Source organism: Enterococcus sp. 3C7_DIV0644 (assembly GCF_002141235.1).
Classification (GTDB): domain Bacteria; phylum Bacillota; class Bacilli; order Lactobacillales; family Enterococcaceae; genus Enterococcus_D; species Enterococcus_D entomosocium.
Window position 1 is genome coordinate 419,771 of sequence record NZ_NGLK01000001.1, and the last position, 26,704, is coordinate 446,474.

30 protein-coding genes are annotated in these 26,704 nt (G+C 41.8%); all 30 read right to left on the reverse strand.

Features of this window, described 5'->3' with window-relative positions; genetic code table 11:
- Window positions 1-3: 3 nt before the first annotated feature.
- Window positions 4-153, reverse strand: a complete 150-nt coding sequence (locus A5877_RS17120; protein WP_175496482.1) for a hypothetical protein — start codon at window positions 151-153, stop codon at window positions 4-6.
- A 29-nt stretch (window positions 154-182) separates the two neighbouring features.
- Window positions 183-596 (reverse strand): hypothetical protein, encoded by a 414-nt coding sequence (locus A5877_RS02015; RefSeq protein WP_086316232.1) that lies wholly within the window; start codon window positions 594-596, stop codon window positions 183-185.
- Between the two features lie 191 nt (window positions 597-787).
- Window positions 788-1,789, reverse strand: a complete 1,002-nt coding sequence (locus A5877_RS02020) for an N-acetylmuramoyl-L-alanine amidase (protein WP_086316233.1) — start codon at window positions 1,787-1,789, stop codon at window positions 788-790.
- Between the two features lie 94 nt (window positions 1,790-1,883).
- Window positions 1,884-2,921 (reverse strand): N-acetylmuramoyl-L-alanine amidase, encoded by a 1,038-nt coding sequence (locus A5877_RS02025; protein ID WP_086316234.1) that lies wholly within the window; start codon window positions 2,919-2,921, stop codon window positions 1,884-1,886.
- A gap of 19 nt (window positions 2,922-2,940) precedes the next feature.
- On the reverse strand, window positions 2,941-3,204 hold the full coding sequence (locus A5877_RS02030) for a DUF6275 family protein (protein ID WP_016621078.1): 264 nt from the start codon (window positions 3,202-3,204) through the stop codon (window positions 2,941-2,943).
- 35 nt (window positions 3,205-3,239) lie between these two features.
- Entirely contained in the window at window positions 3,240-3,686 is a 447-nt protein-coding gene (locus tag A5877_RS02035) for a phage holin family protein (protein ID WP_241655697.1), read from the reverse strand.
- 79 nt (window positions 3,687-3,765) lie between these two features.
- Window positions 3,766-3,903 carry an XkdX family protein gene (locus A5877_RS02040; RefSeq protein ID WP_086316236.1) on the reverse strand — a complete coding sequence of 46 codons (138 nt, stop codon included), beginning with the start codon at window positions 3,901-3,903 and terminating at the stop codon, window positions 3,766-3,768.
- On the reverse strand, window positions 3,896-4,210 hold the full coding sequence (locus tag A5877_RS02045; RefSeq protein ID WP_254907409.1) for a hypothetical protein: 315 nt from the start codon (window positions 4,208-4,210) through the stop codon (window positions 3,896-3,898). The genes A5877_RS02040 and A5877_RS02045 overlap by 8 nt, the downstream gene beginning before the upstream one ends.
- Before the next feature lie 5 nt (window positions 4,211-4,215).
- The gene (locus A5877_RS02050) at window positions 4,216-5,637 is read right to left on the reverse strand and encodes a BppU family phage baseplate upper protein (protein ID WP_086316238.1); all 1,422 of its coding nucleotides are present in this window, start codon (window positions 5,635-5,637) and stop codon (window positions 4,216-4,218) included.
- Between the two features lie 13 nt (window positions 5,638-5,650).
- Entirely contained in the window at window positions 5,651-5,872 is a 222-nt protein-coding gene (locus A5877_RS02055) for a hypothetical protein (RefSeq protein ID WP_086316239.1), read from the reverse strand.
- Window positions 5,859-6,299: a DUF1617 family protein gene (locus A5877_RS02060; RefSeq protein WP_086316240.1), complete on the reverse strand. Its 441-nt coding sequence runs from the start codon at window positions 6,297-6,299 to the stop codon at window positions 5,859-5,861. Before A5877_RS02060 ends, A5877_RS02055 begins: the two co-directional genes overlap by 14 nt.
- Window positions 6,296-9,481, reverse strand: coding sequence for a phage tail spike protein (locus A5877_RS02065; RefSeq protein WP_254907410.1), 3,186 nt, complete (start codon window positions 9,479-9,481; stop codon window positions 6,296-6,298). The genes A5877_RS02060 and A5877_RS02065 overlap by 4 nt, the downstream gene beginning before the upstream one ends.
- Complete coding sequence (locus A5877_RS02070) at window positions 9,478-10,233, reverse strand: phage tail protein (RefSeq protein WP_086316242.1); 756 nt, start codon at window positions 10,231-10,233, stop codon at window positions 9,478-9,480. The genes A5877_RS02065 and A5877_RS02070 overlap by 4 nt, the downstream gene beginning before the upstream one ends.
- Window positions 10,230-14,960, reverse strand: a complete 4,731-nt coding sequence (locus A5877_RS02075; RefSeq protein ID WP_086316243.1) for a tape measure protein — start codon at window positions 14,958-14,960, stop codon at window positions 10,230-10,232. Before A5877_RS02075 ends, A5877_RS02070 begins: the two co-directional genes overlap by 4 nt.
- Window positions 14,947-15,528, reverse strand: coding sequence for a Gp15 family bacteriophage protein (locus A5877_RS02080; RefSeq protein ID WP_086316244.1), 582 nt, complete (start codon window positions 15,526-15,528; stop codon window positions 14,947-14,949). The genes A5877_RS02075 and A5877_RS02080 overlap by 14 nt, the downstream gene beginning before the upstream one ends.
- 4 nt (window positions 15,529-15,532) lie before the next feature.
- Window positions 15,533-15,913: a hypothetical protein gene (locus A5877_RS02085; protein WP_254907411.1), complete on the reverse strand. Its 381-nt coding sequence runs from the start codon at window positions 15,911-15,913 to the stop codon at window positions 15,533-15,535.
- A gap of 54 nt (window positions 15,914-15,967) precedes the next feature.
- Entirely contained in the window at window positions 15,968-16,480 is a 513-nt protein-coding gene (locus A5877_RS02090; RefSeq protein ID WP_086316246.1) for a phage tail tube protein, read from the reverse strand.
- Window positions 16,481-16,879, reverse strand: a complete 399-nt coding sequence (locus A5877_RS02095; RefSeq protein ID WP_086316247.1) for a minor capsid protein — start codon at window positions 16,877-16,879, stop codon at window positions 16,481-16,483.
- Complete coding sequence (locus A5877_RS02100) at window positions 16,879-17,244, reverse strand: minor capsid protein (RefSeq protein WP_086316248.1); 366 nt, start codon at window positions 17,242-17,244, stop codon at window positions 16,879-16,881. Before A5877_RS02100 ends, A5877_RS02095 begins: the two co-directional genes overlap by 1 nt.
- Window positions 17,244-17,579: a putative minor capsid protein gene (locus tag A5877_RS02105; RefSeq protein WP_086316249.1), complete on the reverse strand. Its 336-nt coding sequence runs from the start codon at window positions 17,577-17,579 to the stop codon at window positions 17,244-17,246. Before A5877_RS02105 ends, A5877_RS02100 begins: the two co-directional genes overlap by 1 nt.
- Window positions 17,576-18,031 (reverse strand): hypothetical protein, encoded by a 456-nt coding sequence (locus A5877_RS02110; RefSeq protein WP_086316250.1) that lies wholly within the window; start codon window positions 18,029-18,031, stop codon window positions 17,576-17,578. The genes A5877_RS02105 and A5877_RS02110 overlap by 4 nt, the downstream gene beginning before the upstream one ends.
- Before the next feature lie 29 nt (window positions 18,032-18,060).
- Window positions 18,061-18,225 (reverse strand): HeH/LEM domain-containing protein, encoded by a 165-nt coding sequence (locus tag A5877_RS02115; protein ID WP_086316251.1) that lies wholly within the window; start codon window positions 18,223-18,225, stop codon window positions 18,061-18,063.
- The gene (locus A5877_RS02120) at window positions 18,222-19,109 is read right to left on the reverse strand and encodes a capsid protein (protein ID WP_086316252.1); all 888 of its coding nucleotides are present in this window, start codon (window positions 19,107-19,109) and stop codon (window positions 18,222-18,224) included. The genes A5877_RS02115 and A5877_RS02120 overlap by 4 nt, the downstream gene beginning before the upstream one ends.
- Window positions 19,110-19,122: 13 nt before the next feature.
- Window positions 19,123-19,713 carry a phage scaffolding protein gene (locus A5877_RS02125; RefSeq protein ID WP_086316253.1) on the reverse strand — a complete coding sequence of 197 codons (591 nt, stop codon included), beginning with the start codon at window positions 19,711-19,713 and terminating at the stop codon, window positions 19,123-19,125.
- A 536-nt stretch (window positions 19,714-20,249) separates the two neighbouring features.
- The gene (locus tag A5877_RS02135) at window positions 20,250-21,398 is read right to left on the reverse strand and encodes a phage minor capsid protein (RefSeq protein ID WP_086316255.1); all 1,149 of its coding nucleotides are present in this window, start codon (window positions 21,396-21,398) and stop codon (window positions 20,250-20,252) included.
- Between the two features lie 4 nt (window positions 21,399-21,402).
- Entirely contained in the window at window positions 21,403-22,941 is a 1,539-nt protein-coding gene (locus tag A5877_RS02140; protein ID WP_086316256.1) for a phage portal protein, read from the reverse strand.
- A 14-nt stretch (window positions 22,942-22,955) separates the two neighbouring features.
- Window positions 22,956-24,251: a PBSX family phage terminase large subunit gene (locus A5877_RS02145; RefSeq protein WP_086316257.1), complete on the reverse strand. Its 1,296-nt coding sequence runs from the start codon at window positions 24,249-24,251 to the stop codon at window positions 22,956-22,958.
- The gene (gene terS, locus A5877_RS02150) at window positions 24,226-25,119 is read right to left on the reverse strand and encodes a phage terminase small subunit (RefSeq protein ID WP_086316258.1); all 894 of its coding nucleotides are present in this window, start codon (window positions 25,117-25,119) and stop codon (window positions 24,226-24,228) included. Before terS ends, A5877_RS02145 begins: the two co-directional genes overlap by 26 nt.
- Window positions 25,120-25,174: 55 nt before the next feature.
- Window positions 25,175-25,822: a hypothetical protein gene (locus tag A5877_RS02155; RefSeq protein WP_086316259.1), complete on the reverse strand. Its 648-nt coding sequence runs from the start codon at window positions 25,820-25,822 to the stop codon at window positions 25,175-25,177.
- 35 nt (window positions 25,823-25,857) lie between these two features.
- Window positions 25,858-26,649, reverse strand: a complete 792-nt coding sequence (locus tag A5877_RS02160) for a serine protease (RefSeq protein WP_086316260.1) — start codon at window positions 26,647-26,649, stop codon at window positions 25,858-25,860.
- Window positions 26,650-26,704: the final 55 nt, after the last annotated feature.

The following is a 26,704-nucleotide window of genomic DNA, read 5'->3' on the forward strand; positions in this document are numbered from 1 at the left end:
CTGTTATTTCTTCTCTTTCCTTAACCTACTACGCTCATTACTTTTTTTGACTGTTTTTGCAGCTACCACGCTAGATAGTAATCCATCTCCTAGTACTTTATCTGTCGCTTTTTTAGCTGCTTTGTATTTCACAGCTGATTTTAAAATACTCATTTAATCCCACCTCCATATATATCTGTCTCTTATACACATCTATCTTTTCTAATTGAAACAACTTCATCATTGGCAGAAAAATCAACCATATGCTTGTCTAAATATATTTTCCAATTATTATCTTCTTCTAGTGAGCTCCATACATAATCAATATTTAGATTTCTATTTTTAATTTTTTTATGATAATACGTATCCTGATCTTGATAAAATAAAAAAAAGAAAAAAGCTCTGTCAATACTTTCAAATGCATTTAAGTTGTCCGGTTTTTCGAAGTCCAGTTCTTGAAGAAATTGATTTAAAACTCTCCTAATTACTTTTTTACCTACTTCCCCAGACTTACGAGAATCTAATAATTGCTGATTATAATCTGGAATAACTGCTTCTAGAAATTCATTCAGCTTTTGCCCTTCAAACTTATTCAGTAAACTTAAATCAAAATTCATAAATAATTCTCCGTCCTCGTGATTTATCTGCTACTTAAATTAAACCAAAAGGAAGCCTCGAAAACAAGCGTTTTCTAAGACTTCCTATAGCAGATATAATCTATTGAGGATTATGACGCAATTATATCAAACATTAGTTCGTATTTCAATGTATTTTATGTATCGTCCCTAAAAAGGGACGGTATTTTTCTTTAGATTTCAATACCACTTACCCAATAAGATGTAACTATACCGTTAGCAGTTGAACCAATAGCTAGCCAAGCATACCCCTCATTTAGCGATTGACGGGCAAACGCATGACCATTTTTCTGAACCAGTATTCTATCATAGCCAAATTTTTCACCTAAATCTACTCGACGCATAATTGGTAAGCTCGTCGGGTTCGTCACATCACCTACAGAAGGACCTCGAAGATTAATACCTCCAGAAATAGCAACTGTCACTTCACCGCTCTGTTCGATCCACTCATTATCCACAGAGGATTCCGCAACTAATGACCCTGAAACCCATCCATTCCCATCAACTTCATACCAGTGTCTGATTCCATTTACTAATTCACCATTGATCGTGACACGTGCGGACTGGAAGACTTGACTTCTCGTTAATTGTTGCAAAATTGCTGATTGTGTATTTGGCTCTTGACGCACATTCAAAATATCAGCTGCAACAACCATCTCTTTGTTCCAATCTTGCATAATATAATCTGGCTCTGGTATATTGCCATCACCACCGTTAAGAATATCTCTCACAACATCCATGTTGATGCCCGGGCAAATGTTTGAAGCATGACCACTAAATTCGTTATGACCTAAAACATTTTCAACACCTAAACCAAATCGTTCCATTGCTGCTTTCGCTCGTTCATTAAATGCTTTTTCTTGTGCTTCAGTAAATGAGCTGTTTCCTACTAAACAAATATGATAGGTCGGTGTATTGTGTCCTCCTACGCCATTGGTTACATCGTCATCGAAGTAACACCATTGAACAGTGCCATCACGGAGAATTATTTCATGATAACCACCGGTTCCCCAACCTAAGGTTCCGTTCCAATACTCTTGAAATACAAATACATCGCCAGTGTCCGTTGCAGAGTGGTGGCGAGCAATATTTGTCACCACTGAAACATCTCGTTTCGCATTTGACGGTCCTAAAATTCTTGCATCTCCTCGTAAATCTTGAATCGTTGTTGTCATAATAATCTTCCTCTCTAATATGTTTTTTATTGATTAAATTCATTTTTACATATTTTTTTGAATTTTTATGGTTCATTGTATGCGTTTTTATAGTTTAAACTGTGATTCCATTTACCCAATAAGATGTCACTTTTCCATCCTTAGTCGGTCCAATAGCTAACCAACCAAATCCACCTGAGCGAGGTTGACGTACAAAGGCATGACCATTTCGCTGGACTAGCACACGATCATATTTGACTTGCTGTCCACGTCCCAACAAAGTGAGAATGCCTAAGCCAGTCGGATTAGTGGTATCTCCGCTAGAAGTTCCACGCAAATTGATTCCCTTAGCTGCAGTCACTGTGACGGTTCCTGAACGACTACGCCAAACGTTAGCCGGCGGTGTTGCTGCAGCTGTATTATTATTGGAAACCTCAGTAACTAAAGCACCAGATACCCAACCTTCACCATCAACTTCAAACCAAGTAGTAAAGCCATTGACACTTTCACCGTTCCGAGAGATTCTCGTTGCGTTGAACGTTTGTCCACGTCGCAACGTTTTAATGATACGAGAGTTTGTGTTTTGAGCAGCACGTACATTTAGCACGTCGGTGCTCACTGTTTGGCGCTTGTTCCAAGGCTCCACATTGTAGGTAGGAGCAGGGCTTGGTGTCGGGGTCGATCCAGATGAGCCACTCAAACGACTGCGAACCGCCGCCATATTGGTTCCGGGACAACTGTTGGATCTATGTCCAGAAAACTCGTTATGACCAAGTACATCAGCTGGTTTCAGATTGAAACGCTGCATGGCTGCACGTGCACGCTCGTCAAACGCTTTTTCTTGTTCTGCGGTAAATGAGCCGCTGCCAACTAGGCAAATGTGATAGGTGTAACTGTTATGATTACCCACACCATTTGTAGTGACGTTATCCCGATAGATTAATTGGACTGATCCATCACGCAGGATAATCTCGTGATAGCCACCAGTCCCCCATTTATTTACATTTCGCCAATGATTCTGAAATGCAAACACATCGCCTGTTGTAGTTCCTGAGTGGTGACGAGCAATTTTAGTGATGCCAGCCACAGATCTGTTGGGGTTAGATGGCCCTAAAATTCTTGAATCGCCGCGTAAATCTACGATTTTTGTCATAGTGTTTTCCTCCTAATTTTTAAGCTTTGATAGCTTTGTTTTCCCATTTTTTATATGCATCAAAGTAGTACTCATCTTTGTCACCGTTGTAAGTGATCTCGTAGTACATCCCATCAAATAGCTTTGTACTTAACAGCGCCTTGTTGTTCTGCAGTACCTTAACTTGCCAGACAATAAACACATCATCCGATGTAATTTCTTCCTGATCACTCTTATCCAAATGATCATTGGTATAACTGGCTACTAGTTCTCGACATTTGTCACTAAATTTCTTCTCGTCCAAGATAATTCCTCCTAAAATTTTGGTATAGAAAAAGATCAGCCCTTCGACTGATCCTGATCTTTGTGCTGATAGATTGTTTTTTCTGTTTCGCTTTGGCCATCACCATAGTCTGGTGGCGTTGACTCTTTGTGTACATTTTCCTTGAAAACCGCAAGCCACTTTTGCAAGAAACCAACCTTGACCCCAGATTCATAAGCATTTTCTAGAATGCTGCTAATCTCGTAGAAAATAAGTAAGATCGTCCATACAAGAGCAATGTTGATTGGTAAACTAATCCCAATGATTGGCGCCACTTTATCAAGAGAAGCAGCTGCAAAAATTGTCGCAAACGTAATGAATTTCGTAAACAATCCCTCTAAATTCACCGCAGACATCCAACTATGGGACTTAAGGGCTTTAAAATACCCTACGACCAAATCAATAACGACAAAGGTTAAATAGACATCAATGACATCTAAACTTCCTCCAAATAAATGAACCATAAAATCTCCTCCTATAAAAAGACTGACAAAATAAAACATACCGATTACCTTCACTTTCCGAAATTGAAAAAGAGAAGCCTTAAGACTTCCCTTCTCCCTCTAAAATTGTATTTGCCTGTTCCTCTGTGATTGCACCAAGTGACAGAAACTGATTGACGTCATCTTCTGTCATCCAGCCACGATTGTACCAATCTTGAATCGTCTCAAAATTAAGCATTTTTTTGCCCTCCTTGAGTCAATTCTCTTACTTGTTGTGACAGTTGAAGATTTTGTAGCGTCAGTTGTACCACCGATCGCCCTAAGGAATCCGTGGTTTCTTGTAACTCCTCAACCTCTTCTGGTGTTGCAGCACTTACCACATTCCAACGTTGACGATTGAAATCAAACCCAATAACCACCACATGCGGTTCAATTGGCGGTGCCACTTCCGTATAGGGATGAAATACAGGGCGATCCTTTGGCGTATATAATGGCCGTAGATCCTGTAAATCCCTTGTGTCATAGATTGCTTTGTGTCCGTCCATTTTTATCATCCTCTCTTTTCTAAGTCATTTACTCGTTGGGCTAACTGATTGAACATATCGATGGTTGGGTTAGCGATCTGATTGATCGTTTTAGGGATAAATAACTTATCCAAACTAAACGCCACCGTATAGTCTACTTTGGCATATGCAATCCGAATCGCATTTTGATTAGTTGCTTGTCGTTCAGGACCTCGTAATACCACGGATGCTTTTCCAATATGACCCAGTACTGTAGTACCGGTTATTAACTCAAGTGGAAAAGTGAGTTTATCATGGAAAGTGCTCTCGTGGCTTGCCATTTCTTGCCAATTGAATCCGGTGTTTTCAGGCATTCTCCGATACCCAATGATCGGATATGAGGTGGTGGAATTGATATGCGCATAGGCAGTAAACTGAATATTCTCTACAAAAGGTTGAATTATAGCCAATTCTTCTTGCACTGTTTGTGGAGAAAAAAATGTGAATAATTCCGGAAACCGTCGCTTCATATCGCCAAGTACGTCCCATGTAAAAACAACATGCATTCGTCCATTTGAAGCTGACGCACTAATACTAGTATCTAGCCCGTCATTCGTGGCTATTCGATTGTATTGAGCTTGTGTAATCTCTGTCCCTCCAGCAGCACTGCTTGGCAAAGATGTCGAGAGGACCCCACCTGCTCTATGAACATTTTCGACAAAGCTTCCTCGAATTTTCCCATTTAAATCAAGCAATGGTTCTCGAACTAGCGGTGCACCAAACATAAACTTCTCTAGTGTTTGATCAACAATTTCTTCTGTGACAAAATCCGCATCATCCAGTCGTTGCTCGATGTCACTGAGCCTGCCTTCTACTGTTGCACGAATCTCTTCTTCAATTTCCCTCGCTAAAGCATCGATGTCAAAGGCCGCAAGGTCCGATTCAATTTGTCCTATTCGATTTTCAAATTCGGTCAAATCGTGATCAATTCCTGAGGCTTGTTCCAGAACCAAGTTCCGCAAATCCTCGAACCGCTTCACATAAAATTGCGCCATTTCTTCAAGATCTTGATCAAGCCAAGATTCTTGGAATTCCGTACTAAATGCCGGATAGTCTAACGATTGGCCATTAGGAAACTCCACAAAGACATAAATGATCACTGAGCCAGAGTACGCGTAAATGTCATTTGGCAACATCACATTTACTTTTCCAGCTGTTGGATCCTCAATTTTGATTGAGTCATCAGCACTTTCAAAAATAACTGACTGACCTGCAGTCACGAAATCAAAGCCCAAAATGACATTGGCCTCTGAAAGGTCCAACGGCTCCCCTTTAAACTGAAAGTTGATCGTCTTTTTTGCGACACGTTGGTCATAACTGAAAAACTCTGTATTGGTCGGTATAGGAGAAGATCGTTTTTCCGCCGTTTTGTTTAACGTGATCTCACTGGTAACGTAGAGATTTTCCATCGTCCGTCCTCCTTCAGGCTTTGTCTTCTAACGCCCACAGTTCTTTCAAAAATTCTTGAATTCCTTCACGGCAAGTCTTTTTGTTTTTTTGGTATAAATCGGGCTCTTGGATACTGATTGATGGTGTCGTTGACACCCCTTTATCTTCATCGATCGAAGCCGATAGATAAATAACCATCGTTTCGTCAATCATGACCTGTCCATTTACACTAGTGCTTTTGTTAGTCTTTAACATCTTGTTTTTCCTCCTGTTTCTCAAATTCGTCCATTAAGCGGTCGTAAATATCGGCTTCCTTACCTGAGATGACACCGTCATAGTTGGCAAGTACTTGTCCAAACTTCTCGAAATTTTTGGCGTATAACCCACTCTTGATCACGACCTCTTCATCTAATAGAACTTTCATTTCTAGATAAAATTGATGGCGATTTTCCGCTTTAATTTCATAGCCAGTTTTTTCTTCATTTATGATCAATTGACCTTCAGAGTCTTTTTCCCCATACAACTCATATAATTCTAATTCTGATTCCTGTAGCCCCTTGACTGCTTCAATCAATGAACTTTTAAACTTTGACCGATGGCGGCTATCTGCAGCTTTTAACGCCATTTCTTGAATAAATAAAAGAGCAGCACTTAGTTCATAATTCTTTAGGGTAATCTTCATGCGATTTTCTCCATTTCTCGTTCTAATTTTTGAATCCGTTGTTCTTGGCTTTCAACGATCGCGATCAACTCTTGATTGGTTTTCGTATTAAGATTGACTTGTTTATTCATATCAATCGACAAATAATGATTATCCCCATCAATGTTTGCTTGTAAGAAAGGTACCTCTTGGGCAATCATTCCAAACTGACGAGTAGTTGGTGGCGGAGTGTCTTTGTCAATTGGACGATAGTCTTGTTTCCAATCAAAATCAACCATGCGAATTCGCTTTGTTTCTTTTATGCCTGAAACAGAAGTTTCTTGGATGTTTTCTTTCAAGCGGATATCGGATTGATTGGTAATGCTCCATCTATTCATGTTGATGTTGGCGTGCATCTGGATTGCAGCGTTATTTCCTTGAATTTCCATCACAGGTATTCTTTGTTCACTCGTTCCTGCGGAGTTGACTATTCGTCCCAACACTAAGCTATAAGAGTTTCTTGCAAAGTACGCGACGCAAGTTCGCCCACTCATACTGCTTCGCTCAAAACCACCAATACGTGTGCTTTGACCAGTGAAAAATTCAAGTCGAAGACCAGTCATTTCCATAAACCGCACGGAGGTGCTTTGCCAAAATGCCAACGTCGTAGGCGTCAACCTCAAGCTATTCCCCATGTTGTTAAAGCCAACTTGAATGGCATTTGTCGCTAATTTATCCGCAGTCACAGCTCGCGCGACGATCTTATCAGCGGTGACGGCTCCAGCAGCTATTTTGACTGCTGTCACTGATCCAGTTGCCAATTTGTCTGCGACGACCGATCCTGCCGTAATATTGCGCGCAATGATACCGTTTGTTGCGATTCGGTTCGCTGTGATCGTTTCTGTGGCAATCTGATTCGCCGTGATCGTGTTTGCTGCAATCTGCGCTGCTGTGATTGTATTGGCAGCTATTTTAGCAGCCGTTACCGCTTCGGCGTTCAACTTGACTGTTGTCACAGCACTTGTCGCAATTTTCTCAGCAGTGACAGCACCTGCGTTAATTTTTATGGCCGTTACTGCGTTCGTATTAATCTTTTCTGCCGTGATTGCGCTGGTTGAAATATGTCGAGCGATAATTGCATTTGTGGAAATATTATCTGCAGCTATAGTATTGGCAGCGATCTCGTTTGCGGTTACAGCATTTGTTGAGATATGTCTGGTAATAATCGCATTTGTCGCAATCTCATTAGCCGTAATGGTTTGCGCATTGATTTCTCTAGCTGTAATGGTGTTAATAGCCAAATCATTCCCAACGATGCTTCCAGCTTGAATCTGCGTTGTTGTAATGCTTCCGGCTTTGATTGATCTTGCCAAAATGGTGTCAGCTCGAATTTTCCCGCCGTCAATTTCAACCGTGTCTTGCCACTGCCAGTCAGAAAGCAGATCCTCAACCTCTCGAATATCTGCCATTGCATCATCGATTTGTTTTTGTGCATCTAGGAAATTTTGTTCGGCTGACTTCAAGCGTTCATCCAATAGTGGTAGCGAGACATTATTCAATTCATTCAACGCAAGCTCGTTATCAATCAATTTCTGCTCAAGTCCCGGTAACTTTACAGTGGTGAGTATATCCATTTCGATTTCAAGTTCTTTCAGCCTTCCTTCAAGATCCAGCAAAATGTTCTCCTTCAACTCATAAAGGATCTGATCATTCTCAGTTAACCGCTCATCTAGTTCCGGAAGAATCCGATCATTTAAATCATCCAAGATTCCTTCTAGCTCATCCAGTTCTTTTGTATTGGCTGTTTGACCATATACCTCATCTGAGAATGGACCAGCAACATCATGGTGATTAACCGCTCGAACACGGTAATACCATTGCAACTTGGTTTCTGTTCCATGGGTATAGGCATTCACATTTGTCGTACCTAGCAGGTTGCTTGGTCCCGGAATAAACCCTTTTTCTTGGGATCCATAAATCTCGTACTCCCTGACAGTCAACCCCTGCATATCCCAAAATAAGAACATCTGACTAAAACCACCATAAGCGACGAAATTCGTAATCGTTCCGGGACGCACGTTGGCAATGTTTCCGGGTCCGATGATTGGCGGTCGATTGACTTGTTCCTCTCGATCGCGATCCTGTTCTTTTTGATTGGACCCTAGCGTAGCTCTTGAATCGCCAATCTCAATGGATTCGTATTTGTCTAACAAGACATTCCAAACCGTCTGATTAATCTTTGCATTGACGTTTACACCTAGCTTATTAAAGGCCACTGTCACAGTGTCGTACAATTCTAGCTGTTCTAATTGTCGATGTTGTTCTTCTCCAGTCGCACTGTACAGATCCGCAAACTTCACTTTTAGATTCACACGAGGCAATCCGACCTGATTACTAGAAATGTAGTACTGCCCAAACTGCCGAAGCTCAGCCACAGTCTGAGGATTGCGGCTGCTGAGATCCACCGTCTGAACTCGACGTTCCGGAAAATTATTGACGTGTGGACCATCAAGAATAACTTCCGGAAGAACTAACTCACTGGCACCTTCTTCATTTGCCCGAGCATAAGGACGAATCGAAGTATAGGTGCTCTCGATCGTTTCTTCTTGCACGAGATCCACTAAATTCTTGCCATATGCAATAACAACACCGGTCTCTTTGCCACCTTCTCGCATCAAGCGAATTTCATTGTTATCGAAAATGTATTCGCCATTGTATTTTTGAAGAATTGAGCCTTCTTTACCACCTAGTGCCTCCGCTGCGCTTTCGAAGTGGCCAACTTCAGAAAAGTCCATTGCAGTAACGGTTGTCAGATCTGTGAACACGGTGAAATCACGTTGTGGGACTAAAAGAGCACGCCACTGATTCAACGCCTCTTGGGCTGAAATAGCGGTGTGCTTCTGTCCTTTGTTTAGTGCTGTTTTTTCAGTGATTAAAGCAATGTGTTCGCAGTAGATCGACACAATTCCATTTTGTGGTTTAGTGATCCGGACAATTTCAAATCGTTGACGCTTCGATCTCGTTCCCGGTCCTACATCGACCACAACTTTTTTCCCTTTCTCAAGCTGAGAGAAGAGAACGCCGAAAACCGGATAGGTAAACTCTAAAAAAGGAAAATTATTCCTTTTTCTGGTCGCAAAAACGTTGCTTGCTTCTTTTAAGAGACCCAAGCCAAGCGTGCTGTAATCATTGTTTGCTTTGTCGTATAAAATCGGCACACTCATATTGCAGTCACCCTCCATCTTGGCGTAATCGTCATTTGTGTGATTTGAGTTGTGAACGAAATCGTGTTTGTTCCCGGTCGTAACTCGGGGACATGGTAGCCATCACTTTGCATCAAGATCGCACTTGAGATATTGGCTATGCCATCCCGATAAGCCGTTCCTAGCTCGCTGTCGATCGTAATCATGCCAGCACCGGCAGCTCTTAGGATTCGAAACTGGCGACCATTAATGGTCAAGGTCGCATCTGCTGTACCGCTATATCTAAATTGGACCAATGGCAACGAATTGATTGTTTCCGGATTCTCTAATGTGCGCCCAGATATGTGAGCAGCTGCCTTTTGGCCATCTAGTCGATACATCACTGGCTTACACCGGAACGGCAATGCCACGTCAAAATGATCACGCCAGCGATCGAGAATTCGAACTTGTGAATGAAAGATACCTTCGTAGAAGTATTCCGGATCCTCAGAAAAAAGAAGCCGACTGTATCGCTTTGGTTCCTTCAGCCAGTGAGTAATTTCTCTGACTTGCTGGAAAAGCGACTTGTCTGCTTCTTTTCTAAGTTCCATTGGAAATGTTTTGATGATATCTTTTTCTCGTTCATTGTCGTAAATGATTGCGCCTTGTCGGCCATCCACCTCGTCAAAACGCAAGTCTGATTCAGGAATCGTCAACTCCATCTCATTTAGGAGATAGAGGTTCTTGGCGGTTGATCTCTGGCCATTAAATTCAAAATACGGTTCATTCGTCATTCTAATGACCTCCTTATCTCGTCTGCAGTTTGTTGGGCAATATCTTGTGTTAGTTCTGCTACATCTTGATCGTTACGAATGGTAATCTCGTCAAAATGAATGTCGATGTGCGTTGTATTATGGATCGTTTGGTTGGTTGTTCTCGATTCACTCTTCGCAACTGGTAAAGATAAGCCAAAGCCAGCGTTACCAGCAATGGCCACTGACTCGGCTTGGATATTCGGCAAAACAAGTTGTGCGCCCAAATCCTCAATGGCATCTAACGCAAAATGCTTGAAACGCTCAATCCCTTCACCAATTCCGGCAGGGATCCATCGCCCCACATCCATCATCATCACTTTTGAAGGTGAGTTGATATCCAAGGCTCTCTGCATCGTTTGGGCTACCTGATTGGCGATCGTTGCGGCAGTATTCAACACCTGTGCTTGACCAGCCACCAATCCATTGTTTAACCCAATCATGGAATTTTGTCCGATGCGATAAAACTGATCAGGTAAATGGTTCATCTGGTCAGGCATACGCTGAGCACCATCACGGATTGTGTCGTTCGCATCTCGCATCCCCTCACGATAAGCCTGATTGGATTCACGCATAGCCGCAATCGCAATTCTTGGCATGTTTTGCAAGATTCGATCAACATCACGATTCATTTTCTCAAATTCCTTGACGACATCTTCGGCAGCCTTCTTAGACTTCTTGACCATCTCGTCTGTCATTTTGGCAATTGAACTCAACACTTTAGAAGAATTCTGATCAATCCCCTGAGCGATTCCTTCCATCATCGGCTTGCCGATTTGTTTGCCCATCTGATTGGCATTTAATTCCTTATCTAATAAGGACATCAGCTTCTTGGCCAGCTGTACGATCGCTCGTTCAGGTGCGCTGCCATTTTGTTCGATCCCTTGGGCAAGACCGGTCGTAATGTTGCCACCGTATTCTCGGTAAACACCGGACGGTGAATTGATATCATTTTCCTTACGGAAAGCCTTGTTTGCCAACTCAGCCATCTGTTTCGTGGCGTTTTCGACTTGTGGTGCAGATTGATCAATTCCTCCAGCTGCACCTTCCCCAATATTTACACCGAATCCTTTAAACGTTTCTGGATCCATTTCTTTTTCAAAGACTTCTCGTGGCACACCAGACAATTCGGCGGTACTTGCCTGAACAGCTTCTTTACTACGATCGATTCCTTCGGCATATCCTTTCCCCGGCGTCTCTCCGTGAGCGACAAAAACATCTTGATCAATCACTTCACCAAATAACTTCTCTGGCGTTTCGGCTAGTTCTTTCGACGCATCTTCGACAGGTTGGATCCCTGCCAAAATGCCGTCTGACGTCCCCTTAGCAAGTGGATCAGTAATTTCTGCGTAATTGGTATTAGCGATCGTTTCTTCAATCACTTGTCCCGGAACTTGTGCGATATTCTCTGCTACTTCTGCAACTTGTTCTTCGCCTTCTTTTATTCCTTCTGCAGTTTCTTCAGGCACTTTTTTACCAACAGAGGTTAAATCTGCTTTATCCAATTCTTCCCGAAGAGTACCTACAGAAACATTGGCTAACTCCCGTGAAGCGAGTCGCACATCTTCTTCCCCAAGGCCATGGGTTTTGGCGAACTGTTTCGGTGCATTTTCGCCTATTTTGGCGTATTCCTCTAACAGCTTCGACATTTCCTCTTCAGAAGCATTGACCATGTCTGCAGCCAAAGCACGCATCTCCGGTGTGCCTTCTGCCATCTTCTCAAGCAATCCTGTATCCATGCCATCCCCGGCACGCGCCCATAGTTTCTCCATATTGTCGGCATGTTGTGCTTGATAGGTGAGGTGATCTTTCAGGTGTTGCCTAGCCTGCCCCATACCGTATTCGACTTTTTCAGGCACATCTTTGAAAACATCCTCATTCTTCTTTTGAAAACTATCTAGCTGACTATTTAATTCGTCGACTACTGCCTTTTGACTGTCACTCAAATTTGCATAAGAAACGATCATCATTTCGTTTGCTGCTGCGGTAGCCTCAGATGTTTCTTGCCTTTTCGCTTGCTCTTCATCCGAAAGACGGTCTTTTTCGGCATAGATTCCTTCAAGATTTCCCATAGCCTCGGCTTCTTTGGCGTCCAATTCTGCTAGGGATTCTTGCACAGCTTTTTTACCATCGACACCTGAAACAGAAGCCTCATATTCAAGCATCGCTCGTTCTTTCGCAACTTCCTTAAGGGTCGTCTCATAATCAGCCGCTTCTTGTGTCAGTTGATTTTGACGTTCCACCAAGCTATTGACTTCTTCCATACCTTTAGAAGCTTCAATTCGTTTTTGAATTTCTTCGGTTGTGGCATTTAACAAACCTGATTCTTCATCATAGGCAAGATTCAACCCAGTAACTGAACTATTTAACTCTTCAACAGTATCAGCCATCAATTGCTTTTCAGCAGCTGACTTCCCTTCTATTGCGGTCAATCGTTCTAATTCTGCAGCTAGGTCTTTGTTTCGTTCGGCATTGGAATCAATGACCTTTACTTGTGCTTCAAATGCTTTTGCATTGGATTCCGTTGCATCATTTAGGCCATCAAATTCATCACCTAAACCATCAATTTCACTTGCCAATTCTTTGGCTGCTTTTCGATTATCATTCCATTTTTTGGTTAACCACGCTGCTCCACCAGCAAGCAAGGTTAATGTCCCTCCAAGCGGATTCATAACCATTTTTAGCGCCATCTTCGCCGCAGTAAGGGCTCCGGTAGCCAATGTATAAGCTTTGGTTCCAGCAGCCGACCCTGCCATAAGAGCCTTTGTTTTGGCTGTTTCACTTAAATGTGTTTTCTCCGCAACAGTTAAGGTTTTAGTAACTGCAGCCGCAGCTGTCTTAGCACCTGTTAAGGTTTTGATTGACGCAATAAAACCACGAGTGTACAATTCTGCTTTCTTGATGACCATATAACCAGCGATTGCTGTGGTTACCCCAATAATCGCTGGCGCCAAAACCACTGATGATTCTTTGAGATCGATAATCCCACCAACCATCGTATCGATAGCTGAAACAACTGGTGGAATCACACCTGCTACACCGTTTAACACACCTTCAAAGGTTTTCCCAAACCCTTGGACATTTTCTTTCATGGATCCAAAGCGAGTTTCTCCAAATGCTTCATCAGTAGATTGAATAATGCTTGCGGTTCCCCTTGCAGTAGCGGTGGCCATGTTCGCAAATGAGCCTTTCCACGTATCTCCTGCTTGTTGAGCCATCCCGGTAACAGAAGCGAGTTCATTACCGCCTTCACGCATCGCATGCTCCACAGCATCGAAGAACTCGTTTGCTCCCATCTCGCCATCGCGCATAGCATCTCTAACTTCGCCAACACTGCGACCTGTGGCATCGGCATAGATTTCCCACGGATCAACACCACGACGAACCATGCGGTCCATTTGTGCCATATTGACCGTGCCTGTCGCACGCATTTGGATCATCGCATCCATTACGTTATCCATCGCATCAGCAGATCCATCACCATAGAAGGCGACCGCATCACCCCAAACCTTGTAGCTTTCCGTCGATTTCTCAAGGTCTTTGTTTTGCATGACCAATCGTTGCACCGTCTGAGCGGCACTATCCAGCATGTAGTTCGTTCCTACTACCGCATCTCGCACACCTTCCATGCCCTCAGCCGCTTCTTCTGAGCTGCCAGTCAATCGCGTCATGGTGTTCTCGAAGTTGTTCAGTGTATCAATACGACCAAATGCACTGTCCAACGAACCTTTGGCCATGGATAAGGCAGTTGTGGCACCTTTGGTGATTAGCATCGCTGCACTTAACTGTCCAATCGTTCCGGTCAGTTTTTGTGCTTTTGGCTCAGGAATATGAAAGGCATTGCCCGTTTGATTTCCTACTTGTTCCGCACGATCTCCGAGATCCCCAAGATCCTTTTTCATGATAGCAACTGCATCTGCAATCGATCGTGCGCCATCTTTTCCTGCAGCCTCTAAGTGTCGAGACAAGCTATTTCCAGCTGCTGTTGCCGCCAAATTTACTTCGGGCACCATTTTAGCAGAGGATTGTTTGATCGCATCCATCGACGCGGTGGCATGTTTCGACCCGATAATAAAAGGCTCGCTGATAGCCCCACCAAGACCTGGCATGGCTATTTCTACTGAACCAACCATATTCGATACAGAATTAGTGATCCCATCTGTGGAATTACTTGCATCTTTGGCACCTGATTCAAACCCTTTGGCTATTGAATTGGACGCTCGAGTCGCATGAGCTTCAACAGCGCCACTCATCTCTCCTGTTGCGTTTGAGATCTTGTACGTTGACGCTTCAGAATCTTTCGCAGCACTTAAGAAGGTTTCACTAATGCTACGCCCCATAAGTGGCGCAGAAGATTCGACAGATGACGCTAGTTCTGCGACAGTCTTCGCTACGCTATCAGTTGCTTGGTTCGCTCCCTTAGACCCAGAATCAAAGTTATCACCGATCGACTTTCCTGCTTTCGCTGTTGAGGTTTCAGTCGTCTTGCCTAAATCTGAAACAGTCTTTTCTACCGAATCCACCGCTTTATTAGCGGACTTGGCACCTGATTCAGTGTTTGTTCCTATATCAGAACCGACTTTTTTCATCACATCATCGGCATTTTTACCCAATCGAGAAAAGCCTTGTTCGACCGTGTCGATCTCTTTTGTGACCTGTTTCCCATTGACGATTATGTCGATCGTTACCTTGCCATCACTTCTGCTCATCTTCTTCACCTTCTTTCGGTAGTGCATAGAGTTTCTTCAATTTTCGAAGCTCATCCTTTGCTTCTTTGTTTCCTTTTCCTGTTGGCATTTTTTTCGTTCGAATGGAAATGATTTGACGGAATCTTGTTTCATCTGGCAATCCACCAAACAAAGCAATAAATTTTTCCCATCTCATTTTTCCTCGCTGATCAAACAGATCAATTCCGTATGCTTGGTAAAAGGCTGCGTAAATATTCGGCGCATCGTAATCAAAAGAAAATTGCTGGTCCGCAATCTCTTTCATTTTTGGTTTTAGTTTGTTACCTTTCTTGTCGTATCGTGGTTTTGGCTTTTCCCAAATATCAAACGCCTCCAAGATCGACAAAAAAATCGTATTTTGTGTTTCGATGTCATATAAAAATGAAACACCCAGCAACAGATTGATGCCTAAAAGGATTTTTTCTGGCTCCGATAGCCCCGGGTCTTTTAATAAATCGAAAAGGCGAAGTACCGTATCGAAAGAAAGATCGATCGGATAACTAACACCTTCGATTTCCACCGTGTCTTCTAATCGATACTGCAGTTTCATCGTTCTAACCTTCTAAGTAGTGCTGCATTTTATCAAAGTACTGTTGCTTACGCCCGCCAATTTCTTCACTGACTGCGGAACAAATCTCCATGTAGTATTCAGAAATCAACATATAGTCAGGCGAAAGCTCGAATAACTTGTCAAATGCGCCGGGACCCAAAAGATCATCAATCACTTTTTCTAATGCTTCGTGTGCATTTCTTTTTGCTGTTTCTGGTTTTATCTGTTCTTTTTCCAACTTTTTCGTGATTTTAGAGGATTTTTCCGCATATCCTGCAACTAATTTCCAAAATGATTCTGCACCTTTTTCTGATGTGTCGATGTGGAATGTATGTTCGCCAATTTCAATTGGCATTTGGGTTGTTTTCACCGGGATTTTTACCATGTTTGTTTCCTCCATTCGATTGTATGTAAAAAAGAGAAGCGCTAAACGCTCCTCTTACTTGGCTTCTTCTTTTTTGCTTGCTTTATTGTTAACTGGTGCAGAATTTAACGCTGCATCTGCGTTACTAGATCCCGGAACCCCTTCGGTTGGTGTTGCGTCAAAGGTAATCGTACAAGAAAAGTCCTCGGTCGTATCTGCTGCACCAGATCCTGCCACGATGTCCGTCACTGTCGCATGGCCAGTCCATTGTTTCGTCTTGTCAGCACTTACCACTCGATGCCAAACTTTTCGTCCAACACCCGTTTTGTATTTCATATCTGCGACAATTTTCTGCGCTGGATCTTCAGAATCGTAATCTCCGCTGACATTGTAGGCACCAGATACACGGTTAACCAAGTTTGTTGTCACGCCATTGTAGTAAGACTTTTCTTCTGTAGCCTCCGTACTTGCGTCCGAAATGTCTTCAATTCCGTCAGCCAATTCTACCCACGCTGATTCCGTAGGTGCTGTGTTGATACTCGTAAATGGCGCGATAAAATGGCCACGCTCACTGTTTACATTTTTCATTTAGTCTTCACTCTCCTGTGGTTTATTTTTAAAATATAGTTTTGCTTGGACGACTAATCGATAATAGAAGAACTTTTGATCATCTTGCCCAAGCAAAAAGGGTTCATTGGAAATTGTCAAATCCATGAATTGATAAGAACCATCTTCAGATGGGATAGATTTCACATTTTCTAAAATCTCAGAAAGCTGATAGATGACGCGGTCGCCAGAAAAATCTTTTGTCTTGAACCGGAATTCAAACGGCAATTCCTTGACCTTGTCCCCATTCATGTACGATTTGACTGTTCGGCCTCCCGGTAGTGGTGCCAACCGGATTGACTCCTCCTGATCGATGGCTTGGATGATTACTGGCACATCGATTTTACTAGCTACTTCCTGTAGCCGATCAATAAAATCCATTATAGTTTCGCTCCAATCTTAAATGCCTGTAACCAATCACTTATGAATAGCGGTTTCGCTGCTTCATCCCAAAATGGACCAGTTCCGGGCTGCTTATTGACAAATGGGATCCATACACCAGTTACCGGATGCTTCCGGCCGCCATAATACTGCGGACCGGCATATGGCGCATCAAATATCAGCTGACTTCCCCGACCAGATACATGGCCAGTGTCACGCAAATGCATCGTGTCCCATGGCACCACAGTTTCATTCATGGTTTGTAGCATCCGGTTGGCCATGTTCAACTGACCTAGTCCCAAGTTATCTTCACTGAGCTTTGACCGGACACCACCTAGATCAATTTCAATTTTGATCCCACTCATCAGGCCACCTCAATTTCATAACCGAAAGGATCAGGTGAATCAGCATTCAGCGGTACAACTTTTGCGATCGTGTACTGTTTGCCAAAAATCTCAATTTGATCTGCAACTGAAAACTCCGGTAATGGTCCAGTGTATTTCTTCACCATAGAGATCAATGCATTGGGTGTTTGTACTTTCCCATCAACATCCCTCGGCTCAAACTTGACTGTGTCATCAAAGCGGACATGCTCAATCACAAGCTCATCCTCAAGAATGGGCTCACCTCTTGGGGTTACACCAATTTTCTTCCGATAGATCATTGTATGCGGAAAAAATCGTTTAGGTGGCATTCTCATCGACTCACCCCACGATATAGTAGACCGGTTCCTGACAACTGCAGCATAGCGTCTCCTGATAGCAGCGGCGTTTCGTTCGTTGAGGAAGAACCACCCTTACTTTTAGAAACGCTCATGCGGCCAATAGACCAACTGTCCGGCTCCTGCATGCCAAATGAGGTAGTGGCATTTGCTTCATGCATGTACTCGATTTGATAGGCAACAGCCAACTTAAAAGCGTTGCGACGCAATGGAATATCTGATTCAAGATCGTTGCGCTGATAGAAGCGTCTGGTTTGGATGTCCAATAAGGCACTGGCTTTTCTCAGAAGCTTCCGGAAGTCTTTTTCAGTCAGTTCCGTGTCACGATCCACGAGTCGTTTGTACTCTCTAAAAGATAGGTAGCCACATTGCTCGTTACTTTCCGGATCGTCAAAGATTTCATTCAACGGCTTACGACGTATTCGTTCCATGGTTTCACCTCCATGAAAAAAGAGAGTGGTTATTCACTCTCTTTTAACAACTCGATTAGTTCTGGTTTCTTAGCAGTAGAGGAATACTCGATGCCTAAGCGATCTAGCTCAGCTTTCAACTCATCAACTTTCATATCGTCGATGTCGATTGACTTACCTTTTACGCCAGACTTCCCCGGTTCTTCCGGGGTCATGCTTTTGGGTCATCATAAGAGATATAGATTGCTGGACGTGCTTTCTTAAGGACCAAGCAATCGTAATAATCCAATCCTTTGATGGTGTCACGGTAACCGCCACGATCCTGGTCTGCAGGAACTAAATCGATCGTATTGTACTTCTCAATCGGCTTAGCAACGGTGATAGGTGTCATAATGAAGTTAATATGCTTGTCTTCATCGACCTGCAAACGATTCTTAGCAACCTTTTGAATGATGATATTCGTGCCGTCCAGCATTTCAACACGTCGATCGATACCGTTGAATTGAACAGTATTGGTAGTAAAAGTCTTAGAGACGCCATCTGCATTCTTCAATGCTTTGTATGCATCACTAGACATAAACGCCACAAACTGACCAATGACTTCTGTATCAGTCATGTACGCCTCAGCATCATCGAAACTATCTAAAATGTTAGATTTAGTGATTGTTTCTTTGACCGTTTTTCCTTTGTAAACATTGTCAGAAGTGTCAAATCCAGCTTCAAGTAAACGAGCAACAGCGGTTTGATCTTTCTCAGGAATCGTAACTAATCGAGTGTGCTCTTCAATGACAGCACCTACTTGATACGCTGCATTTTCCGATTGATCCAAGCGATCCATATCGTAGCCCATCCAACGTTCCTTTTCCAATTTTAAAGTTGATTTCTCAACTGAGATATTGTTCCGTTCATTTTCTTTATTACGCTTATAATCAGCAGCAGTAAATCCTTGCATTTCATTTACACGTACTTCATGAGTCCCCACAAAATCCTCTTCTGTGATATCTTTTGCCCCTTGCGTTAATACTTCCCATACTTGCGACTCGGCAGCAAATTCCTTGTCGATTTTCGCTAAATCTTTACTGTCTAAAATTACTGGCATTTAAACCACTCTCCTAATTATTTTTTGTTTTTGCGATATTCTCGGCTAGAGTATCTTTCCAGCTTTTTTCTTTAGGTGGTTCGCCGCCACCTGTATTCCCAGCAGCCACAAATTGCTTTTTCTTTGGCTGAGGTGTAGGATCATTCGTTTGAAACAAATAGCCTTCATCTTTTTTCAATGTGGCTACTTTTTCATCTAATCCTTTGACACCTTCGTCAGTCATTTCCAACTCATCTGTCTTCAACAAAGCTTTCACAGCCGTAATGTTCTTAGCTCCAGCTTGTGTTAAAGCTAATTCAATCGCAGCGTTCTTACGATCTGCTAATCGTTCAGCAGTCACAGTTTCTAACTGATTTTTATAGTCATCAATTTGCTTTTGCAAATCTTCGTTGCCGCTGTTCGATGCTTTCAACTGCTCAACAAGTGCATTTGCGGCAGTCAAATCCTCATTTGCCGTTTTCAGCTTTTGAGACTTATCGTTAAAATCAGCCTTTGGCACTGCATTCTTAGGAAATTCTGACTTGATTTCCTTTGTTGCCCCGTCTAAATCAAACTTCCCATCCTCTCCGACGTGTTTTGACAAAATTTCTTTGATCCATTCCATAATTCATTCTCCGTTCCTTTTTATTCTGGTTGGTACCAGTTAGAGTGCGAGTTATACCGCTCACTCGGTAAATCGAATAGTTTTATGTCATGTTCAGGACAAAATAAATAGCCATCGCTATGATGACTCTAATTCCAGTATATTTTTTATTTAACTTTTATTTATTTTCGTATATCATTTAGGTATAGTGAAAAAAGGACGGTGAGACTGTGATTACCTATGTTTACAACATTTCTTTAGTATTAGATGATAAACAAAATTATGAGAGTCTATATAATTATTTAGATTCTTTCGGGGACGATTATTTCGCCATAACAAAAACGAGTTTCATAATTGCTACGTCTCTTAGAGTAAATGACCTAAAGAGCCAGCTTGTTAGCAAGACAAATAAGACTGATAAAATATACATTTTTTCCTTATCAAAAGGATTTGTAACTTGGCACGGATTAGATGATTCAGAAGAAGCATTGCAATTAATACTTTCAAAAAACACATACAGATGATAAGCTTCCACAATTACTTTTCAGTTTTTGAGTTTAGGTATAGACTTGTTCTCTTGAATAATCTCGGCGTAACAATTGATCATGCTCATTGATAAATATTCGCAATGCTCCTTGTCGTCGTCTGATCAGCTGTTTGAAATGCTGGACATCTTCTTTATTTTCAATCGTTATTGCGGCATTCAGTTGTCTTTTGGCACGACGAATAGCGACTTCCATGCGTCGCTGTTTGGCAACCAAGTCCGCATTGTCAATCGCTTGCTTTGGATCATACTGTTTCATATGAACATCAAGATCCGGATCATAAATTTGAATGTACAATCGATGCCGGCAGTTTATCCCCTGTGTGCCGTCAGGTTCACCGTATCCATAATCATAGATGGATGGAATGTGCCGTAATTCTTCTGGTGCATCTTCTGTACGGACAAGTAGCACCCATCCCCCTTGGATGTGAGCACAGTGTGGTCGAGCAGCCATATGGCTACTCATGAGTGCAGTAACTATGCCATGTTCTAGCCCTCGTTTAAGTCTCAGATCCTGATAGACTCTGTGAGTTGTGGCTTTCAAAACCATCCGTACGTAACGCTCAAGACTCCATTCACGCCCTGCCTTGTCGACAAAGGTCGTCATCACCCCTTTTTCCACCATCGCATAGATTGATTCTCTAAGTGCCTGCTGTGGCGTTTTAGCACCACCGATGATTTTAGCCACTGTATCGTTTAAAACTTGCTGATACATCTTAGCTAGTCGATTGTCAGGGTAATTGGTATCAATCAGCGTCTGATTGACATGGTTGTCGAGATCTCGCCATTGCTGATTAAAATACGACTCCATCACGTTGTCGATCTCAGTTCGTGGTGGCGGTTCTTTTCCTGTTTGCTTTGTCAAATCCTTGTCGATGTCCGAAACGACTTCAAACCCCATATCCACAATGATTTTACGTAGCTGATCATAGGAATACTGACTTGTTTCATTGACCAGCTGCTGCAATGATTGTTGACTCAACAAATTTAATTGCTGCATCTTTTCAATCTTCCACCGGAATGCGTTATCTTCTGTGAGCGGTGTTCTAGTTGGCTTGTTCAACTGACGGACAAGCATCTTCATGATTTCATCTTCCATCGCCATATAAGCATCTTGGACGTATGAAGCTTCGATTTCCAACTGCTTTGATGTAATTGTCATTCAATCACTCCTCAAAGTCTTCGTATCCAGAATCCCGTATTTTCCCAGTAGTTTCATCGACCACATCCAATTGTGCTTGTCGGTAAAGATCTTTTGCCTTACTTTCAGGCAACTTCATTATTTTAGCTAAAGTTAACCATCCGGGAATCAGCCCATCATTTTTCAATTCACGATAATAATCAGATTCTGACTTTTTATCTAAGAAGATGCCATCATCAAAGTTAACGCCAATGTCCTCACGATTTGGAGATTCTCCACTAAACAATGGTTTCCCATCAACTTCTGTGGCCCGGCCAAGCTCACACAACGCCAGCACAACATCCCGAATGAATTCCTCCAATTCGGTGGTTTGTTGGTTTCTAGATTGGTACGTCTGCGAGTTCTCACTGATTACCTCGGTTGCAGTCTTATTCGTAGTACGTACACCAGCACCATCGAAAACGAACGTACCCGTGGAAAGCCCAACTTCCATTTCTAGAAGTCGCAATCGGTGATTGATCGCCCCGATGTACTGTTCTGTTCGAATATCATGCGTTAAATCAGTAATTTTAAATTCATCAGGGTTCGTACCAGGGACAATGACATAGAAGTCATCATCTTTATCAAATGTTAATTTCGTTTCGCCTGTTCCCTTGTCAGGAATTCCACTTAGCATAGATTCAGGAAAGGCCGCTCTTCTCTTGCCCACGTCAATTTCATGATCAAACGCATCCAACGCTTTGTTTAGTCGATCCAGCGTTCGCTTACAGTTGTCGTAAACACCCACACCAAGCGGAGAATATGGGTTGATATTGTTAAAACCTGCTGTCTTAAAATAAGAGAAGATTGGACGTTCAATTTCTTCACCATGAACAGCCGCCTCAAATTCTTCATACTGCTTTAATGTATTTAAAGATACTTGAATCCCCAACACATTAGATTTTTCACTTTCGTATAGTTCCATAGAGACCCAATACTCGCCATCGATCCACTCATGGAATTCTAACAAGGTATAATAGAACGTTTTGTTCCCTTGGGTTTTGATCGTTTTAAATGCCATTGCACACTGACTGATCTTATTTGTACTGCTTTCCAATGGAAAGAAGGCATCCGGGAGCGCCCATGAAAATTCCACTTTTCCCGATTGATCATTGAAATAAGGTCGCACAACTAAGCCTCCTAGCGCCATTGCTGGTTCAAGATACTTACTGAGATTACGCTTGAAGTCATTATGTTGAAACACAGATTCGATCCAAGCACTGGCTTCATCATATTTTTTCGATTTATCCTCTTTTCCGATCGTGATTTCTGCCTGTTCATTGAACATCACTTTCGCGTACTCAGAAGCAACTTTGCGGGCCATATTAATATTCGCTTTCTTTCGTTGACCAGAATCACAATGGGTGTACCCTTGGTAATAAAGTAAGCTGCTTTGAATACGATCATACTCTTCATGACTCATTTGAATCTTTGGATGATCCAAAATACTTTGTAGCTCTTTTTTCGCTCCTATCGCAACCGCCCCCTTTCCAAATACTCTTTTTATTGACTGCCAAAATGACACTGGACCACCTCCTATTAGAGAACATAACGTTTCGTAAAGTAATTAATTGCGTACCGACATTCATCCAGAGCATGGTTGTTTTTATCAACCGGGTAGCCATTATCATTACGAACATACATCCCTAACTCCTTGATAAAATAATAATGCCCATATTTGCCTTCATGATCGTAAAGAAAAAAGCGTCCTTTAGAAAAGGCGCTTTGCATACGTTCGATACCTATTTCAATTTTGGTTCCATTGCTGGTAACTTTGTCTTTTGAGTTGTTGTCTGCTTTTGTGGTAACAATCCCCAAGACACGTAATTCCTCACTCAATGACTTACAGGCTGGATCGACAAAGAATTTGGAATGCTTTGGCAGCCATGACCATTCTTGATAACACCACTCTTTAAACAACTTTATCTCTTTGGCATACTCGCTCATCGCTTTTGTGACACCAGTATCGGCTCCACTATGATAAAAGTTGGCCATTCGATAGAGATAATACTTTCCATCTTTCCATGTAACGAGGTTTAACGAACAAGTTGTCGCATCGCTTTGACCACCATCGGCACTGAAAAACACTTCTACAGGCTTGCCTATGATTTCATTTGTCATATGGGTATCTTTATTAAACATTGAATAGATAACACCTTCAGGCATCACTCGATCACCTAGCCAATCTCGTTTGTAGAGATAGTCAGAGACTTTGCACTCTTCTTCCCATTCTTTCAAAGACTGTTTTGTCAAAATAGGATTATCTTGTGGTCGCCAATGTCGGAACTTAAAGGATCCTGTTTTAATGAATGGTTTTAGCGTCTCTAAATTGGGATGATTGGGCGCTGGCGGATTCTGCTCAGCTAGATGATAACGAAAGCTAGATGCCTTGGTTCGGCGAAACGCCTCCTCTATTACCGCTTTATTAAGTAGATTGAACTCTAAGAAAGTGACCGTTCCAAAAGACATTCCAGTGATGGCTCCGACAGCATTGACTTTCCCGCCACCTTTGTAGTAGATTCGCTTTTCCCCTGTGGGAAGATTGATCCATAAGTGGTCGCCATGCTCATCGTGTCGAATCTCTGCACAGCTTGCAAAGATATGTTCAAGTCCAAACCCTTCGCAATCCATAAACATTCTGTAGGCTTGTTCTTGGTTATAAGCGAGTACAAGATGATTCGTATCGGGATGTCCTGCGTAGATTAACGCCATCTTCTGCACATCTGACATCGTCTTGCCTGAACGAATCGTTCCCTCGTTCAATTCCATCCGAATCCCTTTGAGTGGTTGAAAAATATTTTCTTGTTGCTTAGTCGATAACTTCAACTGACTCATCTCGTCCACTCTCCTCATCTTCTTCTATTGGACCAATAAGCGCCTGGCCAATATCAATAAGGCCTTGTACTTTACTCTGTTCACCTTGTTTAATCACAAGTTTAGCAGCTTTGTTTTCAAGGATATCAGCTTCGAAAGTCATCTTCCGTTTTTGTTCTTCCATCAGAGTAACTTTCCTACCAGATAAGGATAATTCATTAAGCTGTTTAATTGCTTTTGTCAATTGAGCGCTAACTCGTGTCAAAGCTTCCTCAATGGAGAGTAAATCATCTATCTTACGAAAAGAATGTTCTTTCATCTCGGTCAATACTAAATCAGGCACCTCAACTTGTATTTTTTGTCCCGATTTTTTGGATTCAACCAAGGTTTTGCGCCCTCGCAACTCAAAAAGCTGTTCTGTCTCTTTCTCAGTCAAGCCAGCTTCTGCATCGGCTATTCTTTTCATCATTCGACGTTGTCGAATTTTTAAAAGACGAATTTCATCCGACATAATGAAAAAAGGATCATCATCTAAATTTGAATAAAGATCCTTTTCTTCTTCAGTTAGATATTCAGCAAAGATAGTTTCATACTCGCCTGTTTTTAGCGCATTTTTGTTTCCTACAGGTGCTGCTGCTCGACTATTCCCCCTGTTACCTTCTGCATTTTTATTTCCCGGTGGCGCACCGCCTCGATTGGTAACGTTACTTTTGCCATCGGTAACATTACCTTTCAATTCTTCGGTCCATTTATCTATTGATTTCCACTTTCGAATTTGCGAATCAGAAACGCCTAGCTCTTCTGCAATTTCTTTCAAAAGCTTTTGTCCACTAGATTTTAGCCATATTTCTTTTGCTTCATTTCTTCTTGGATCTCGTTGCCTAGCCATTCATATGCACCACCTCACGATCGCTATTTTAGTTGAGTTTTGTTTCTATAATTTCTTATAGCAAATCCATTAATCTTAAATCTTTCTTCAAAAGGAAGAAGTCCCGTTTAGCCTTTTCAAAATACTTTGTATATTCTTCATTTCTTTCCGGCTCAAGAATTGTTCTTTCCGAATAGTTTTTAGTGAGAGTTGTGTTCTCTTTTTTATTTACAAAATGAGTAATTAAATGTAGATGTTTAGAGTTATCCATTCCCTCTATCAACAAAAAATAATATGTATAATATATTTGATTTTCTTCATCACTATATATTGAATACAATGTAGTAAAACCTGAAGAAGTAACAAATCTATTACTGTTTTTATTTTTTTCCGAAGATACATCTTCAAGCAGACGATTTGTAGGCGCTTCAGAAATTTTTTTATACTCACCAGAATGGTAAGAAATTAATGTCGTCCTATCAATCGAACCTCTTGATCTTACTATTCTTGGTAAGGTTGCCTTTATTTCTTCTCCATCTAAAATAATAGGATCCACATAATCGTTCGTCGTAAGTATTTCGTATGAAAGTTTTTCAAGCGGCTGGCTAGAGATATAACTTACTCGAGCTAAGCCCAAAGATAAAACAGAAATACCTATTGGCAGTATTTTAAAAACTAATCCTCCCCACCTAAATGACTTCATCCATATTTTAATTTTTTCCACAGTAAAGCGCCTCCTTACTTAGTTATGTTTTTTAATCAGATTGGTAAATAGGGCTCTATCTCTTTAAGCTCACAAGCTTTAATTATTATCCCAAGCCCCATAGGTACATTGGTAATTGCTCCGTAGTTTGTTGGAATAGGTTTTTCTATGATTTTTCCTTCTATACTATGAATAAAAACACTAGAATTAACACCCAGAAACTTTACCTTCAGTCCACCTAAAACGATATCGTTACCATGAAATTGTGTTCCTTTATCGTATAGAAAAATTGGTGACCCACTTGATCCTGGGTATATCTGACAATCTATAACAAAAATTGGTTTTCCCTCATAGTCTAATTTGTAATCGGTAGCTGTGATCCCTCTTCTCACTAAAGGCCTAATATTGACTTGATCCCACAGTCCGTTCGGATACCCAACAGCAATAACGTCTTCAATCGAGCTAAGCTGTTTTATCTCTGAATCAGTCGGTATATCTGCCTCACTTACAAAGGTCACTAAGGGGGATATCCCCATTTCATTTTGTGCAATTTTAAACAATCCGGGAATTGGTAGTACAGCTAAATCGATATCAGGATTTGGATGAAAGACTACGCTACCTTTCAAAGATTCTATCGGAAACTCGCAAGTTACTATTCCAGACTCACTTTTACACCGCATGTGAATGTTAAGTCTTTCGGCACCTTCAAACATATGGCGATTTGTAACAATCACAGGCTTGAAATTTCCATTCTCGTCTTCTCTCATTTTGTAATAAAATCCCGTACCTACACTGATATCTGTTTGCAGCCTAACTGTACATGAAACTAATTTTTCTGTAGCATCCATACTAATTAATCACTCCTTTTTGTCAATTTTAACAATTAGCGGAGTGAAATAAAAC